General features: G+C 48.9%; 14 protein-coding genes, 1 rRNA gene, 2 pseudogenes and 1 riboswitch. Of the genes and pseudogenes, 15 read left to right on the top strand and 2 right to left on the bottom strand.

What is annotated here, in order from left to right; genetic code table 11:
- Positions 1-104 precede the first annotated feature (104 nt).
- The 8 genes from CLV36_RS15655 (at position 105) to CLV36_RS15615 (ending at position 7487) form a co-directional block, all read left to right on the top strand.
- Entirely contained in the window at positions 105-770 is a 666-nt protein-coding gene (locus tag CLV36_RS15655) for a redox-sensing transcriptional repressor Rex (protein WP_022738638.1), read from the top strand.
- 33 nt (positions 771-803) lie between these two features.
- Complete coding sequence (gene tatC / locus CLV36_RS15650; protein ID WP_106343291.1) at positions 804-1547, top strand: twin-arginine translocase subunit TatC; 744 nt, start codon at positions 804-806, stop codon at positions 1545-1547.
- Positions 1548-1667: 120 nt separating this feature from the next.
- Complete coding sequence (locus tag CLV36_RS15645; RefSeq protein WP_106343290.1) at positions 1668-2015, top strand: hypothetical protein; 348 nt, start codon at positions 1668-1670, stop codon at positions 2013-2015.
- Positions 2016-2309: 294 nt separating this feature from the next.
- Positions 2310-2594 (top strand): co-chaperone GroES, encoded by a 285-nt coding sequence (gene groES / locus CLV36_RS15635; protein WP_022738634.1) that lies wholly within the window; start codon positions 2310-2312, stop codon positions 2592-2594.
- A 67-nt stretch (positions 2595-2661) separates the two neighbouring features.
- A complete protein-coding gene (gene groL / locus CLV36_RS15630; RefSeq protein WP_106343289.1) occupies positions 2662-4299 on the top strand; it encodes a chaperonin GroEL in 1638 nt (545 codons plus the stop codon).
- A 327-nt stretch (positions 4300-4626) separates the two neighbouring features.
- On the top strand, positions 4627-5013 hold the full coding sequence (locus CLV36_RS15625; protein ID WP_154986548.1) for a MarR family winged helix-turn-helix transcriptional regulator: 387 nt from the start codon (positions 4627-4629) through the stop codon (positions 5011-5013).
- On the top strand, positions 4985-6178 hold the full coding sequence (locus tag CLV36_RS15620) for an MFS transporter (protein WP_106343288.1): 1194 nt from the start codon (positions 4985-4987) through the stop codon (positions 6176-6178). Before CLV36_RS15625 ends, CLV36_RS15620 begins: the two co-directional genes overlap by 29 nt.
- Before the next feature lie 280 nt (positions 6179-6458).
- On the top strand, positions 6459-7487 hold the full coding sequence (locus CLV36_RS15615; RefSeq protein WP_181353107.1) for a murein hydrolase activator EnvC family protein: 1029 nt from the start codon (positions 6459-6461) through the stop codon (positions 7485-7487).
- A 363-nt stretch (positions 7488-7850) separates the two neighbouring features.
- Here CLV36_RS15615 and CLV36_RS15610 read toward each other — a convergent pair.
- Positions 7851-8549, bottom strand: a pseudogene (locus CLV36_RS15610) (phosphotransferase enzyme family protein); the annotation flags it as partial.
- A 245-nt stretch (positions 8550-8794) separates the two neighbouring features.
- Between CLV36_RS15610 and CLV36_RS15605 the strand changes: the two are divergent.
- Entirely contained in the window at positions 8795-9694 is a 900-nt protein-coding gene (locus CLV36_RS15605; protein ID WP_102991388.1) for a cation diffusion facilitator family transporter, read from the top strand.
- 114 nt (positions 9695-9808) lie between these two features.
- Here CLV36_RS15605 and namA read toward each other — a convergent pair whose 3' ends face one another.
- A complete protein-coding gene (gene namA / locus CLV36_RS15600) occupies positions 9809-10828 on the bottom strand; it encodes an NADPH dehydrogenase NamA (RefSeq protein ID WP_102991389.1) in 1020 nt (339 codons plus the stop codon).
- Positions 10829-10977: 149 nt separating this feature from the next.
- On the opposite strand from namA, the gene CLV36_RS17475 reads away from it, so the two are divergent.
- The 6 genes and pseudogenes from CLV36_RS17475 to CLV36_RS15575 form a co-directional block, all read left to right on the top strand.
- On the top strand, positions 10978-11151 hold the full coding sequence (locus CLV36_RS17475) for a hypothetical protein (protein ID WP_181353106.1): 174 nt from the start codon (positions 10978-10980) through the stop codon (positions 11149-11151).
- A 282-nt stretch (positions 11152-11433) separates the two neighbouring features.
- Positions 11434-11643, top strand: a pseudogene (locus CLV36_RS18065) (AAA family ATPase); the annotation flags it as partial.
- A gap of 113 nt (positions 11644-11756) precedes the next feature.
- Positions 11757-11858: riboswitch (purine riboswitch) on the top strand.
- Between the two features lie 127 nt (positions 11859-11985).
- Positions 11986-13524, top strand: a complete 1539-nt coding sequence (gene guaA / locus CLV36_RS15590) for a glutamine-hydrolyzing GMP synthase (RefSeq protein ID WP_102993740.1) — start codon at positions 11986-11988, stop codon at positions 13522-13524.
- A 21-nt stretch (positions 13525-13545) separates the two neighbouring features.
- Positions 13546-14874: an NCS2 family permease gene (locus CLV36_RS15585; RefSeq protein ID WP_102991391.1), complete on the top strand. Its 1329-nt coding sequence runs from the start codon at positions 13546-13548 to the stop codon at positions 14872-14874.
- Between the two features lie 244 nt (positions 14875-15118).
- Positions 15119-16255 carry a hypothetical protein gene (locus CLV36_RS15580; RefSeq protein WP_102991392.1) on the top strand — a complete coding sequence of 379 codons (1137 nt, stop codon included), beginning with the start codon at positions 15119-15121 and terminating at the stop codon, positions 16253-16255.
- A gap of 310 nt (positions 16256-16565) precedes the next feature.
- Positions 16566-16650, top strand: a 16S ribosomal RNA gene (locus CLV36_RS15575); the annotation flags it as partial.

Raw genomic sequence — 16650 nt, 5'->3', positions numbered from 1 at the left:
AAATGAATAAACGGGGCCCATGTATGCCATGAGTGATTGTGTTATATTGGACATGCACATTTCTTGTTCGGAAATTCACAAATCTGGAGGTGTGGGGAAACAACATGGCTGAACAAAAGATCCCTCAGGTGACAGCCAAACGTTTGCCTTTGTATTACCGTTACTTGGAGAAATTACACGCGATCGGTAAGCAGCGCGTCTCTTCATCCGATTTGAGTGATGCGCTACAGATCGATCCAGCGACGATTCGCCGCGACTTTTCATATCTTGGTGAACTAGGGAAAAAAGGATATGGCTATAATGTGACTTATTTGCTCCAGTTTTTGCGCGACTTTCTGAAGCAGGACGAGGTGACCAACGTTGTTTTGATCGGCGTGGGCAACCTGGGGACGGCCTTGTTGCGGTATAATTTTTACCGTAGTCACAATACCAAACTTGTGGCCGGGTTTGATCAGGACCCGCGCAAAGTGGGTACAGACATCGATGGCATCCCCGTCTACTCGATGGATCGGCTCAAAGAAGTGATCGCCTTGCATCATGTGGAAGTGGCGATTTTGACGGTACCCGTCAATGTGGCCCAAGCGACGGCGGACTTCTTGTTTGAAGCGGGCATTCGCGGCATTCTCAACTTTACGCCGGCTCGGTTGACGGCCCCGCCCACTGTCCGGATTCACAATATCGATTTGACGATTGAGTTGCAAACCTTGATTTATTTCCTGAAAAACTTTCCGGATGACGAGAACGTTGAGGTGTCTGATGAAAAGGAGTAACCCGTAATTTAATGTCAAGGGAGTCGTCTTGAAATGAAGAATGACGAGTTGCAGCCGCTGTCTGATCATTTGGGGGAGTTGCGGCGCAGGATCATATGGTGTTTGGTGTTTTTTGTGATAGCGCTGGTGATCAGCCTGTTTTATTCCATGCCGATTTTCCGCTACATAGTGAGCGACTTGTTCCCAAAACAGGCCATTAACACGATGGGACTACAAGACGGCATGAGAATCTATATGAATATTTCCTTCATCATGGCGTTCATCGTGACGTTGCCTTTTCTCATGTACCATGCATGGAGATTCGTCCAACCGGGCCTGAACCCCCGCGAACAGCGGGCAGCTTTGTTGTACATCCCCGTGTCGGTCGGGTTGTTCCTGCTTGGCATCGCATTTGGTTATTTTGTCATCATCCCTTATTTGATTGATTTTCTGAAGAACATTAACCAGCTGATGGGACTCGGCACACTCTTGGCGGCCAAAGAAACCTTCAATTTTCTATTTGGGGTGATTTTGCCGCTGGGTATCTTTTTCGAACTGCCGATCATCATTCTGTTTTTGACCCGCATCCGGATCATCACGCCGCAGTTGTTGGCTAAGATGAGAAGATACGCTTATTTCATCATGGTGGTGATCGCAGCGGTGATCACGCCGCCCGATTTTTTAAGCAACATCCTTGTGGCCATCCCCTTGATCGTTTTGTATGAGGTGGGGATTTGGCTATCAGCTGGCTTGGTGAGAAAGATGGAGCGGGAAGAGGCGGACGATAACGCTGTGTAAAACGCCATTGTTGGCGGGCTACCTAAAGTGGCCCGCTCAAACGGCGTTTTTTTTACATAACCTTCATCGGTTGGGGCACACTTCACCATGAGAAAGATTTCTCATGTTGGAGGTAAGAGCATGGACTATTGGAGAAGAGACCGTAGCTCTAGTTGTGCTTTGCTGTGGTTGGTGGTGATCGGCGCGCTGGCGTGGTTGTTGGCACCTTCCCTCCGCAGGCTGTGGAACAGAGCGCAGGGACAGGGGATGGCCGTCACCATGTCTAATTTGGCGTCGCAAACCAAAACGCAGATGGGACAGTACATTGACTTAACGAAGTTCATGAAGCGGAAGTCAAAATCAGAGGCCCAGCCGTCCGCAACAAGGCAGCCGAATCATATGGCGCCAGAGATGGCGGACATGGGCGATTTGACGGATCAAAACGCGTTCGACGATCATTTTGAGCCGCCGGAGCGCGGACAAGAGTGAGGGAAGCGGCAAACACCGGTTGCCTATATGGAGAGGATGGGCGGCCAGTGTTTTATATTAGGGTCACCATGCGGCAAGCAGGCAACTCGGCGAATAATGAGGGGGATACCAGACCCGGCCAGCGCTTGATATGCGTGAGGAAGGAACAATATTTATTTGATTTTTTTTGTGGTGGATACTTGAAAAATGAAATCGAGATGAATATCATTATAATTGATGTTAGCACTCATCGAGGTCGAGTGCTAACAACATGAAACTATTTCATACCACCTCATACGAAGGAGGGTTATTACGATGATCAAACCATTGGGTGATCGTGTCGTTTTAGAAGCAGTTGAGAAAGAAGAAAAAACCGCTAGCGGAATCGTATTGCCAGAAACCGCCAAAGAAAAGCCACAAGAAGGGCGGATCGTGGCAGTAGGCGCAGGCCGCGTGGATGAGAAAGGGAACCGCATCGCATTGGAGGTTAAAGAAGGCGACCTCGTCATCTTCTCCAAATATGCCGGCACCGAAGTGAAGTATGGTGAGAAAGAATATCTCATCCTTCGTGAAAGCGACATTCTCGCTGTTGTGGAGTAATGAAGGACATCTGAGCGTTGCTTTAACATAAATTAAATACCCTACATACGAAAGGGGACGGAAGATTATGGCGAAAGATATCAAATTCAGTGAAGACGCGCGTCGCGCGATGCTGCGCGGGGTAGATGCTCTGGCTAACGCAGTAAAAGTAACCATCGGCCCAAAAGGTCGCAATGTGGTATTGGAGAGAAAATTCGGTTCTCCGCTCATCACCAATGACGGTGTGACCATCGCGAAAGAAATCGAATTGGAAGACCCATTCGAAAACATGGGTGCGCAACTGGTTAAAGAAGTTGCAACCAAAACCAACGACGTGGCTGGGGACGGTACCACCACCGCAACTGTGTTGGCACAAGCGATCATTCGCGAAGGCCTCAAAAACGTGGCTGCTGGCGCTAACCCAATGGTTCTGCGCAAAGGGATTGAAAAAGCAGTAAGTGCTGCTGTGACCGAAATCAAAAAGATTGCAAAACCGATCGAAGGCAAAGATTCCATCGCACAAGTAGCTGCCATCTCTGCTAACGACGAAGAGACGGGTGCATTGATTGCCGAAGCGATGGAAAGAGTGGGCAATGACGGCGTTATCACCGTGGAAGAGTCCAAAGGATTCAACACTGAGCTGGAAGTTGTGGAAGGGATGCAATTTGACCGCGGTTACATCTCTCCATACATGATCACTGACACCGACAAAATGGAAGCAGTGTTGGATGAGCCGTACATCTTGATCACCGACAAGAAGATCAGCAACATCCAAGACGTGCTGCCAGTATTGGAGAAAGTCGTACAACAAGGCCGTCCGCTGTTGATCATCGCTGAAGATGTAGAAGGCGAAGCATTGGCGACTCTCGTAGTGAACAAACTGCGTGGTACCTTCACCGCTGTTGCCGTTAAAGCACCAGGCTTCGGCGATCGCCGCAAAGCGATGCTCGAAGATATTGCGATCCTGACCGGCGGTCAAGTGATCACCGAAGACTTGGGATTGGATCTCAAATCCACGGGTATCGAATCCCTCGGTCGCGCACGTCAAGTTCGCGTAAACAAAGAAAACACCATCGTGGTGGATGGTTTTGGCGAGCAATCCGACATCCAAGCGCGCATCAAACAAATCCGTCAACAACTGGAAGAAACCACTTCCGAGTTCGACAAAGAAAAACTGCAAGAGCGTCTGGCTAAATTGGCTGGTGGCGTAGCAGTGATCAAAGTTGGTGCAGCTACCGAAACCGAATTGAAAGAGAAAAAACTGCGCATTGAAGACGCGTTGAACGCTACTCGTGCGGCAGTAGAAGAAGGCATCGTATCTGGTGGCGGTACCGCGTTGGTGAATGTCATCCGTGCGGTAGAAGACCTCGAAGAAAGCTTGCCGGTTGGCGACGAAAAAACGGGTGTAAGCATCATCAAACGCGCTCTGGAAGAGCCAGTACGTCAAATCGCTCACAACTCCGGACTGGAAGGTTCCGTCATTGTAGAGCGCCTCAAAAAAGAAGAAGTGGGCATTGGTTTCAACGCACTCACCGGCGAATGGGTAAACATGATCCAAGTGGGTGTTGTAGACCCAGCCAAAGTAACCCGCTCCGCACTGCAAAACGCAGCTTCCGTAGCAGCTATGTTCCTGACCACCGAAGCGGTTGTTGCTGACAAACCGGAAGAAAACAAAGCTCAAGCTCCAGACATGAATGGCATGGGCGGAATGGGCGGCATGATGTAATAAGCATCATAAAGCCTTTCGGCATGGGGGATAGTAGAATAAAGGTTCATGTTGCTCATCATCAGCAAACAATGATCACTTTATTCACAATAACCACCCCAACAATGAAGGTCTTTCATCAGTGTAAAACTGGTGGAAGGCCTTCTCTTTTATATGGATCGTTAAAGGGAGGTGCTTGACATTTTTTTCAAAACGGCATATAGTTACCTTGGGTAATAGTTTCCTATGTTAACCATTTCTCCATAGGAGGGAGCACCAACAGTGGAGGGGTTTTTTCAACGATATTTAAGGCTGTATCGGCCGCTTATCACTAGGCTGAATGAATTAATGAGCACTTATCAGCTTTCTTATTCTTTATGGCAAGTGATTTTTTATATAAAAAACCATGGACCATCGACGCTTGTAGATATTTCAAATCAATATCAAGTTGAAAAGCCAACCATTACGAGGAGAGTTCAACGTTTGGAAGAGCTGAAAATAGTGAAGCAAATTCCAGGCAAAGACAGGCGGGAAAAGATCATTCAGTTAACCGAATTAGGAGAAGAGATTTACAAAGAATGCAGAAAAAAAATAACGGAATTGGAACATCGCGTAATGGAAGGGATCGATAAAGAAGATCAAATAATTATGTTTCAAACATTGCCCAAAGTGCAGGCGAACATCATGAAACGAGAGGGGAGCAACATTGAGCAAAGCGAAATTGTGGACAAATAATTTTATCATTGTGTCTAGCATCAACTTTTTGCTGACGCTGGTTTTTTATTTGCTAGTCGTAATTATAGGTGTTTATGCGGTAGATGAATATCATGCCACTGCAAGCCAGGCCGGTCTGGTTACAGGGATTTTTATTGTAGGGACGCTAATTGGGCGTCTTTTTATTGGTCGTAAAATTGATTCAATTGGCTACAAAAGAACGTTGTTTATTGGATTGGGTCTCTATATTTTAACGATATCGTTATATTTCATCCATCTGGGTATCACCTTTCTTATTATCACTCGTTTCGTGCATGGGATTGCATTAGGCATCGCAAGCACGGCAACCGGAACGATTGTGGCTCAAATCATCCCCGCTACGCGAAAAGGAGAAGGCGTCGGTTATTACAGCATGAGCACGACATTGGCCACAGCGATCGGGCCGTTTATTGGACTGTATATGAATCAGCATGCAAGCGCGCAAATGATCTTTAGTCTCTGCCTGGCTCTAGGCATCATCAGTTTGCTCACGGCATTTTTTGTACATGCCCCGGCATTAGAAAGTGCCACAAAAAAGGCTGAGATGACAGAGTTCAAACCCTTTCAATTTATTGAACCGAAGGCGGTTCCCATATCATGGGTTACACTAGTCATTGCCTTTTGTTACTCCAGTGTTCTTTCGTTTATTAACTTCTATGCCATTGAAATGGACCTAGTTAGTGCAGCTAGTTTCTTCTTTCTTGTCTATTCTATCGCTGTATTGATTTCACGCCCATTTACGGGTCGGTTAATGGACGTGAAAGGAGCCAACTATGTCATGTACCCGGCTTTTATTCTCTTTGCAACTGGCATGTTGCTTTTAGGTTTAGCCCATAGCAGTTTTACTTTGTTGTTGGGGGGTGCACTGGTAGGACTTGGATTTGGGAATATGCAGTCATGCACTCAGGCGATCGCTGTAAAGTTGACGCCTCCTGAACGCATGGGGCTGGCAACGTCGACCTTCTTTATCTTTCTTGATGCCGGGCTAGGATTTGGCCCTTATCTATTGGGACTCTTCATTCCCATGATCAGCTATCGCTCGCTATATATCATCCTAGGCGTTGTCGTTTTGGCTTCTTCCGGCCTTTACTTTTTGCTGCACGGTAAGAAAGAAAAGACCTGCTTCAATGCTTTGGCTCGGCAATAAGTGGGACTTAAACAGATGGCGCCATAATCATCCTCTGAAAGTTAGCCTCTAGCAGTCGGTTGACTGGTGGGGGCTTTTTTGGCTCGTTTTTTCGTGATTTCAATAAATGGACAAATGAAGCGGGCAACCGTTGTGACAAGAGGGATTTGAGCAGGTGTCATCAGTGCCCTGCCATGATACAAAGTCATAAAAATGAAATTTGTATCGAATGAAAGAATGAGACGGCCCTTACGCATTTTGTTAAAATGCTAATAGAATCACATGACGGAAGGAGAAGATGATGAGAAGAATCCTGCCTATCGGTTTCATCACTCTGGCGCTTGTGGTGTCGTCTTGGGGAATGCACGGCAGTCCAGCATTGGCGGCCCCCACGCAGTCAGACACGAAAAAGAAACTGGAAGATGTGAAAAACGAAGCGAAGGAAACGAAGGCGAGTTTGAAGGAAGTAGAAGCTAAACTGGAACAGCATAAAAAAGATGTGTCGAAAGTAGATGAAAAGCTTTCAGCCTATCTGCAACAAATAGATGCATTGAACAAAAACCTGGCCGCCAATGAAAAAGAGAAGAAGGCGGTTGAACAGAAATTACGCAAGAAATTGCAACGCCTCTATTTGCAAGGCGAAAACGAATACTTAGCCCACATGTTGGCAGCGGAGTCATTTGCCGACTTTTTGAATCGATTCCAATTGATCCGCATCATCGTCAATCAAGATATGAACGACTTTCAGCATTATAATGATTTGATGAAAAAATATGAAGAAGATAAAGCCAAAGTCGTCAAAGCCAAGGAGGAGCAAGAAAAGCTTCTCAAAGAATCAAAGCAACGCGTCGAGAAAATGATGAAGGAGATGTCCAAGTACAAAGCCGAGTTGAAGGAACTCGAAAAGCAAGAGCAGAAGTTGATGGGAGAATTCAGCTTTGTCGGGGGCGGTGTCTTGGGATATCCATCCTCACGGGGCATGACCTTCTGGAACTACGGGCAAAACCGCGGTAGCCACATTCATGCTGGTGTAGATATTCCTCGGCCGATCGGCACGCCGATTTATGCGGCAGAAGACGGCGTGGTGAAGTCGGTGCGATATGATGCGGGCGGATATGGCTGGTATATCATTGTGCGCCATAATAATGGATTGGAGACGTTATACGCCCACATGTACAGCTATCAAGTGAAAGTGAGCACGGGGCAACGGGTCGCCCGGGGCCAAGTGATCGGGGCGGTGGGTAATGCCGGCCGTTCCTCAGGACCTCACTTGCACTTTGAAGTGCATAAAAACGGACAGGCTGTCAACCCCAAACCATATATCTCATAAATTCGCTAACACTGCCGGCCAAAGCCGGCGGTTTTTTTATGCTGGAGGGCATGCAAAAACGCTGTCAGGTGTTTACCTGACAGCGTTTTTTCTCGCATCGCTGGGTAATCACATGGTGGGATACGCGAGGCGGTCCATCCGCTCTTTGTATTCTTTGATTCGCGTTTCCTGTTCTTGTGCGTCCGCATCACGGTGCAAGTGAATCATCCGGTGCAAGTAGACAAAGTACAGCCGGAATTCCACGAAGAAGTCCAATTGCTGGCGCCAATCGTCTTCCAAGATGTTTTCGAGGAAGTAGCCCGACATGAACTCATGGGTGAACAGTTGCTTGAAAGCGTCATGGTCTGATTCCGGGATCGTTTCTAAGGCGTGGAATAGCACAATGGCGATATCGTATGTAAACCAGTGATATTTGACACGGTTGAAATCAACCACGATCGGATTGCCTGTATTGCTGATCAAGATGCTGTTATGATGGAAATCATTATTGATCAACCCATAGGATCTGCTTGTTTTGGAGAATTGGTGTACCCTTTGCATCATCGATGACCAGCGGTCAGCGACCGGACGGTCGATGAAGGACCAATCTCTATGATATATCTCACCTTCGTCCCATTCCTCAAAAGTAGTGGCCTGTTCTTTTTGCAAGAAGCGTTGAGAAAGGGAATGCATCTTGCCCATCACTTGGCCCATCCGGCGCAACAGATTGGGGCTCCAATCATTGAGGCGGGAGGCTTCCAACAGTTTCCCTTCCCCTTTGCTGAAAGAGATCGCGCAACATGGGATGGGAAGCTCGATAATGGTTTCAATCGATTGACCGCGCGTCGATAAGATTTGCTTAGGGATAGCGATGCCATGCGAACGCAAAAAATTCACCCATTTTAACTCTGAGTGAAGTTGACTTTTATCTTTGGTGGCGATGGGCATCAGCTTGAGTACACACGCCTCACCATCCCGTTCGTACTCAAACACGTTGTTATAAAAGCCCCCGAGCGGCTTGATTGTTTCGGGTGTTCCCTTAAACCTACGACATGCTTCTTCTACCAGTTCTTTTTTCCACATGGATTTAACCCACCTATCTCGGTTCAATCATCATCTGTCTTTCTTCATGATAACATTGTTATCTTATTCTTTCTATTATAGGGAGTTCGCAAAAAAAAGGGTGGGACAGCTGGGTGAATTGTTGCCCGGAGCCAACATTAATGGGAGTTGTCAGCTTTTCTAAATGGGGTAAAAAACGTTTCTCTAGACTAAGAAGGGACCCCTTCCTTATCATATAGTGGGTTGAAGAAGGAAGGGGGACAAAAATGGTAAAGCTACCTGAGGCCAAGCAAGCGGCAGAAGCGCAAAAAGGAGCCTGGCTCAGCATTTTTTCCTACCTCATCTTAAGTGCGGTCAAGTGTTGGGTCGGCGTGACGGAACATTCCCAAGCGGTGTTCGCTGACGGATTGAATAATGTTTCGGACATATTGTTGTCGGTGGCGATTCTGATTGGGTTGCGGGTGGCCGTCCAACCAGCGGATAGCAATCATCCATTTGGCCATAGCAAAGCTGAGACGGTAGCCACATTGGTGGCGGCATCATGCATGGTGCTGGTGGCCTTGGAAGTGTGGATTGGTGCGGTTGAGGCAGTGTTGCACCCGCGCTCGGGGCAGATTGGCAACGCCGCACTTGCCGTATCGCTGATCTCGGCCGTGGTCATGTTGCTTGTATCCAGCGTCAACTTCGCGTTAAGCAAGAAAACGAACAGCGAAGCACTGCAAGCAGCTGCCCACGACAACCGTTCAGATGCATTAGTCAGTTTGGGGGCGGCGGTGGGGATCATCGGCGCCAACTTAGGATGGATGTGGATGGACCCATTGGCCGCGTTTGCAGTGGGCCTGTTGATCTTGCGCACGGGATACCAAGTGGGGAAGCCGGCGATTGATATGTTGATGGATGGGTTTGACGCGGAAAAAACAGAGCGAATTCAAGCACGGGTTGTTCAAATCGCGGGCATTCGCGAGGTTAAAGCGTTACGTGCACGCCATCAAGGCATGCATGTGTTTGTGGAGTTGACTGTGGGCGTGGATGCCCATTTATCAGTTGAGGAAAGCCACCGTTTGACGGAAGAGGTGGAGGAGGCGTTGATCGGTTTTGAGCAAATTGCCCATGTTCATGTGCATGTGGAACCGGCTGATCCACCGCAGAAGTTGACTTCTATATGATGGGGGAGGTTCGTGTCTATTGCGTTGCTGGTAGCTTCGGGTGGTTGAGAAGAATGCCCCCTCCTACTGCAAACCGCCCAGGAACCAATAGCTTGGTTCTTGGGCGGTTTGCGGTTAAAATCCACGTTTGTATTGTTTAGGACCCAAATATTCTACGCCGAGTTTTTTGGCGGCATGAATGGTCCAATAGGGGTCACGCAACAGAACCCGAGCCAAAAAGACAAGATCGGCCCGGCCATTGGCAATAATCTCTTCTGCTTGTTCTGGGGTGGTGATCAGGCCGACAGCCCCGGTGGAAATCCCGGCTTCGCGCTTGATTGTTTCGGCGTAAGAGACTTGATATCCAGGGAAGATGCGATCCGGTGGTTGAGGGGTCGTGCCGCCAGAGGAGACATCCACCAGATCAACACCCCACGCTTTCATCATCCGTGCCAGCGCGACACTGTCCGCCAATTGGATGCCATCAGGGTGATAGTCCACAGCAGAAATGCGTACATAAAGGGGACGAGAGGTTCCCCATTCCGCTTTGACGGCTTGGATGACCTCTTTGAGCAGTCGTGCTCTGCCATTCAGGTCGCCCCCGTACTCATCGGTTCTTTTGTTGGACAGTGGCGACAAAAATTGATTGAGCAAATAGCCATGGGCGGCATGGATCTCAATGATGTCAAAGCCGATCTCTGAAGCGCGTCGCGCCGCTTGGGCGAACGCTTCAATCACTTGGGCGATTTCCTCTTTTCCCATCTCCAGCGGTGTTTTGTCTCCTTCACTAAACGGAATCGCACTGGGGGCGATGATCGGTTCATCCACGTTCGCTTTCCGGCCGGCATGGGCCAATTGGATAGCCGTTTTGCTACCTTGAGAATGGGCAAACGAAACAATCCGTTTTAATCCTTCCATCTGCTCATCAGACCACAACCCCAAATCATTCATGCTGATGCGGCCCCGGGGTTCCACCGCGGTTGCCTCTACCATCAGCAATCCCACTTTTCCGGCCGCTCTTGTGCCATAATGGACAATGTGCCAGTCAGTTACCTTTCCGTCGTCTCCAGCGGAGTACATGCACATGGGGGAACAAACAACACGGTTGGGCAAAGTGACTTCCTTTTGAGTAAAAGGTTGAAATAAAAACGACATTCCATCATCCCCGCCTTTTGAATATGTATTAACTTATCTTTCTACATTATATTACCTTTATTCCATTCCGTGAAACATAAAATTTTCCTTCTTTCAACAGGGCACGGCTACGAGTGTGACTGGCAAGCAAGGGGGTGGGAAATACCCGAGTGAAGCAAATGAGAAAACGGTTTTGGAGCCACTTGTCTAGGGTGTGTCTCGCAAATCAAGTTGGTGGGGAAGAAGCGGCGGAAAAACCTTTTCTCGAGGAGTGCCTCGCCACGCGTGAAGCGAATGAGAAAATGGTTTTGGAGCCGCTGGCCTATTCATCAGACACGCCCTAGTTACCAGGCGTGCCCTATTCACTTAGTAATATGTTCTAGCAGGTGAAGGGAACCGTATCGAGAGCGGATCAGGTTTGTATATAATAATATTATGATTTTGTTTAAGAGTCTTTTTGATACAGATGGACATGCGGATCGCCCTGCGTGTGCTAGCACCAACTGAAAGTTGGTTTCAAATATCGAAAATGGAGGGAATCGATGACAACAGAAGAGACGAGTGGCTTTGTTTGGGATGAAGGACATTCACAGGTAAATCAATTGATTGAAAATATAGAAAAAGTGATGGTAGGCAAACGGGAAGTGATTGGGCTCAGCATGGCCGCCCCGTTGGCCAAGGGGCATGTCTTGCTTGAAGATGTGCCGGGCGTGGGCAAAACGATGTTGGTCAAAGCGTTGGCCCGTTCACTTGGTTGCTGGTTCCGGCGGATTCAATTCACCCCTGACCAGACAGATCGAGAGATTGCCTCGTTCATTCGTTGGTATGAACAACGGAGATATGGGGCAAACGAAGAAGGAAAGGCGATGGTGTTGCGTTGGCGAACATTGTGGAAAATCATGGGTGGACGGATGCGATCTTGACCGCCTATGGACGGCTTGATATGATGAAATTTAGTTGTTCGCCCACCCGTATATGTTTAGGAATAAGGCCTGAACGTCTCTACCCGGCTACCGAAAATAGCTGGACTACGGTTGATGGGGCGCCGGGAAGCCTTATATTTTCTTCATGACGAAGGAATCGGGGGACCGGGGTCCATATCGCCGGGAGCGGCGGTGTGGGTTACCCGGGTTTTTTTGTACCTACCTAAAGTTTCATGACAAAAGAGGGGTTATATGATGGAGAAGCCATTAGAACGCGTTGTTGTGCTCGATTTCGGAGGGCAGTATAACCAATTGATCGCCCGCCGCATCCGCGATTTGGGTGTGTTCAGTGAATTGTTGCCACCCACGACCACCGCGGCCGAGTTGAAACAAATCAATCCAAAAGGCATTGTTTTCTCAGGTGGCCCAAACAGTGTGTATGACGAGAATTCACCAAAGTGCGACCCGGAGATTTTTAATTTGGGGATTCCCGTATTCGGAATTTGCTACGGCATGCAAATGATCGCCCACCATTTTGGTGCGAACGTATCCCGCGCCAGCAAGCGCGAGTACGGCAAAGCGGAGATGGAGATTGTGTCCGATAGCGCCTTGTTTAAAGGCTTGGATACAAAACAAACGGTGTGGATGAGCCACAGCGATGTGGTTGTGGAGCCACCGGCCAACTTCCAAGTGGATGGGAAAACGCATTCTGCACCGGTCGCCGCGATGAGCAATCCAGCTGAGAACATCTACGCAGTGCAATTCCACCCTGAAGTGCAACACTCAGTGAACGGGAATGAAATGATCAAGCACTTCTTGTACGATGTGTGCGGATGCTCAGGTGATTGGAGCATGGGAACATTCATCGAAGACAGCGTGAGAGCGATTCGCGAGCAAGTTGGCGACAAAAAAGTGTTGTGCGCGTTGAGCGGAGGCGTTGACTCGTCTGTCGTTGCGGCGCTGATTCACAAAGCGGTAGGAGATCAACTCACTTGCATGTTTGTCGATCATGGCCTCTTGCGTAAAGGCGAAGCGGAGAGCGTGGTTGAAACCTTCGGCAAAAACTTCAAAATGAACTTGGTTAAAATCGACGCCCGTGAGCGTTTCTTGTCCAAGCTGGCTGGTGTTTCCGACCCGGAACAAAAACGGAAAATCATCGGTGTTGAATTTATCCGGGTATTTGAAGAAGAGTCGGCTAAATTTGGCGATCATGAATTCTTGGGTCAAGGTACGTTGTACACTGACATCATTGAATCGGGTACTGCCACCGCGCACACGATTAAGTCCCACCACAATGTAGGTGGGCTGCCAGAGGATATGAAAATGCAGTTGGTAGAACCGCTCAACACCTTGTTCAAAGATGAAGTCCGCAAAGTGGGTGAAGAGTTAGGCTTGCCTGCGGACATCGTGTGGCGTCAGCCTTTCCCAGGTCCAGGACTGGCGATTCGCGTTATCGGTGAAGTGACGGAAGCCAAGTTGGAGATCGTGCGCGAGTCGGATGCGATCCTGCGCGAAGAGATCAAAAAAGCCGGACTCGACCGTGAGATTTGGCAATACTTCACGGCACTACCTGACTTCAAAAGCGTGGGCGTGATGGGAGACGTGCGCACTTACGCTTATACGGTAGGTATCCGTGCAGTGACCTCGATCGACGGCATGACCGCGGATTGGGCTCGTATCCCTTATGATGTCCTTGAGAAAATTTCCACCCGCATTGTCAATGAAGTGGATGGCGTAAACCGTGTCGTTTATGACGTGACTTCTAAGCCGCCTTCAACCATTGAATGGGAATAACAGAGAATCAGGTGATCTCACATGTCCAAGTTTGCAACAGGGTTGGCCCGTTACTTTGACTTTGCTGGACACCAAACCAACTTGCGGACAGAGATCCTTGCCGGGGTTACTACTTTTTTCACGATGGCGTACATCTTGTTGGTGGCGCCATCAATCCTTGGCAAGACCGGGATGGATCTGGGCGCGGTTTTTGTGGCCACAGGTTTGTCCGCGTGTATCGGTACCTTCCTGATGGGCGTCGTGGCGAATTATCCCATTGCCCTGGCCCCGGGGATTGGGTTGATTTCTTATTTTGCGTTCGCTGTCGTACTCGGGATGAATGTGCCATGGACGCAAGCGCTGGGCGCCGTGTTTTTGTCTGGCACTGTGTTTTTTGTGTTGACAGTCACCAAAATCAGGGAACTGATTATTAATGCCATTCCGACCGGGTTGAAATATGCCGTGTCGTCAGGTATTGGACTTTTTATCGCTTTTATCGGTCTCAAAAATGCTCAAATCATTCTTCCCGCGGAAGCGACTTATGTAATGATCAACCCCGACTTGACTAAAAAACCAGAGATTTTGTTAACACTGTTCGGTTTGCTGATCACATCTGTGATGATGGTGCGCCGGGTAAAGGGAGCCATTTTCATCGGGATGCTGGCCACGGCTGTAGTCGGCATGATGACGGGATTGATCAAGGTACCGGACAAGCTGTTTGCAATGCCGCCCAGCATGGCACCTACTTTCTTGAAATTGGATGTAATGGGTGCTTTGGAATTGGGCTTTGTCACGATCGTGTTTGCTTTCTTGTTTGTTGATCTTTTTGACAATGCTGGCACGCTGGTGGGAGTGGCTAGCCAGGCCGGGCTGATGAAAGACAACAAACTGCCGCGCGCCGGACGGGCCTTGATCACCGACTCGATTGCGACGGTGTTGGGGGCGTTGTTTGGTACGTCTACAGTCACTTCGTACATTGAGTCATCAGCGGGAGTGGCTTCGGGAGGACGGACGGGCATGACCTCAGTCACGACCGCGCTTTGTTTTGCGGCGGCGCTGTTTTTTTTCCCGATCGTACAGACGCTCGCTTCAGTGGCCGCGATCACGTCACCGGCGTTGATCATCGTGGGTGTGCTGATGGCCGGCAACTTGAGCAAGATTGAGTGGGACTCCTTGTCTGAAGCGATTCCAGCCTTTATCACTTTGATCATGATGCCACTCAGTTTCAGCATCGCGACTGGCATTGCCGCTGGCTTTATCCTGTATCCATTGTGCAAGGTCGTGGCAGGAGAAGGCAAACACGTCCACCCCGTCGTGTATGTGTTGGGGGTTATTTTCATCTTGCGATTCATGTTTCTGGGGAGTGTCTGAATGAGCTCCGACCGGAAGGTGCGAAAGACGCATAAAGCCCTGCGTACGTCAACGTGACGAAGCGCAGGGTTTTTTTGTCTGCGAATTAGTTGGACGTGGAGACACACCATCTATCCGTCATCTTTACGGATAGTCCACTTTGGAATAGAAGGAGTTGTCAAAACCAAGTCGGCCAGTGTGCGAAAGTAGGGTTAAAACCAGCGTAGAATTGCCATCTTATAGATAAAGATGGAGGTGGGCTAGAATGCGACGCAAGGTGTTATGGATAGGATTGTGTGTAGGGATCGCGCTACTTGTTGGTTGGTGCGCACAGGGTGCGGAAGCAGCTGAACGATCTGTATCGGGGATGGCAAAGGAGATCGGAGAGATCCGGCAATTGTTCGCACAAAAGGAGCAGGCACTCAAAGAAAAAAATTGGCTTATGTACCGAGCGACATTGGATGGGGAGAACAAAACATATCTCCATGAACAGAAGCGGTGGTTTCAAGATGCGGTGCGTGTGATCGAACCAGGATCATTTCGATTGCAACTGCTCAAAGTGAAGGCCGTTGGCCGGGGAACCGCCGTCGTCCAAGTAAAACAATCCTACCGGATGGGCAAAAAGGCCGTTTCTTTCAGCTATCCGCTGTCACTGAAAAAAAGGGGGGATGGTTGGAAGGATGCTGATCTGGCTTTTTCTGTGTTGAAGAATGAGCGAATCAGCGTGTATTATAGCGACCCTGTCCTCGAGCGGGAAGCGACATTGGCCATCAACACTTTGCAACAAGCCTATGAAGGGCTACATGGGCGTATGGGGTGGACGACCAAAGGGATTGAGGTGAAATTGTATCACCGCCCGGAGGTGTTCCGCCAATTTGTCAAACCGTCGTTGCCGGAATGGGCTGGTGGTTGGCATGAAGCCAATCAAGCGATCAAATTTATCGGCGGCTGGGGGGAAGACCGGTTGTTGGCCGCTGGTTTGGTACACGAGCTGACGCATCAGATGGTGAGCGAATTGTCTAATGACAATGCAGCGTATTGGTTGCAGGAAGGAGCTGCGATGTATTATGAAGCCCATTTGCTGCCTCGGTTGATGGTTGGCCATGAAACGAAGCGATTAAAGCGGCGGATGAGCTTGGCCGAACTAGAGCGGGCAAAGCTGGAAAAATTGCCGTCGGATCAAGCAGAACAGTATTATCTCAGTGCATATCTCGCTTACAAATCATTGGCCGAACGATGGGGGGATCGCGCCCTTGGTGCGGTGTTGCGGGAGTTGGGAAAATACCCATACCTCGATCTCGACAGCAGTGAAAAGCAACCAACACTCAACCAGCGGACGAGAAACGCATGGATGCGCGCGTTTGGCCGCGGCATTGAAAGGATGGTGGGAATGTCTGCTTAAGAATTGGGAGAGTGAAGATGAAGGCATCGGCAGAGACAGAAGCCAACAGAAGAAAAAGCCATTGACAAGGAATAGGATTCTTGTTATAGTTAGTTTCGTTGCTTGTCGCAACACAATTCCATGTTCCTTTCACTTAAATTGACCATAAAAGTTGTTGACAGGTGGAAGGAAGCGTGATAAGATGTTAAACGTCGCTACAAGAGCGACACTAAAAATGAAGTGTTCCTTGAAAACTAAAGAGTGACAACGTGACCTGTCAATTCATTGAGCATAGACTCAAACCTCAGTTTTGCACTTTAGTGTGAAACCTTTAACGGAGAGTTTGATCCTGGCTCAGGATGAACGCTGGCGGCATGCCTAATACATGCAAGTCGTGCGGGGGTCTTCGGACCCTA

The sequence above is a fragment of the Laceyella sediminis genome, from assembly GCF_003003125.1.
In the GTDB taxonomy this organism is placed as follows: Bacteria; Bacillota; Bacilli; order Thermoactinomycetales; family Thermoactinomycetaceae; genus Laceyella; species Laceyella tengchongensis.
The sequence above is the reverse complement of the archived record's forward strand: the minus strand, read 5'-3'. Positions and strand labels throughout refer to the sequence as shown.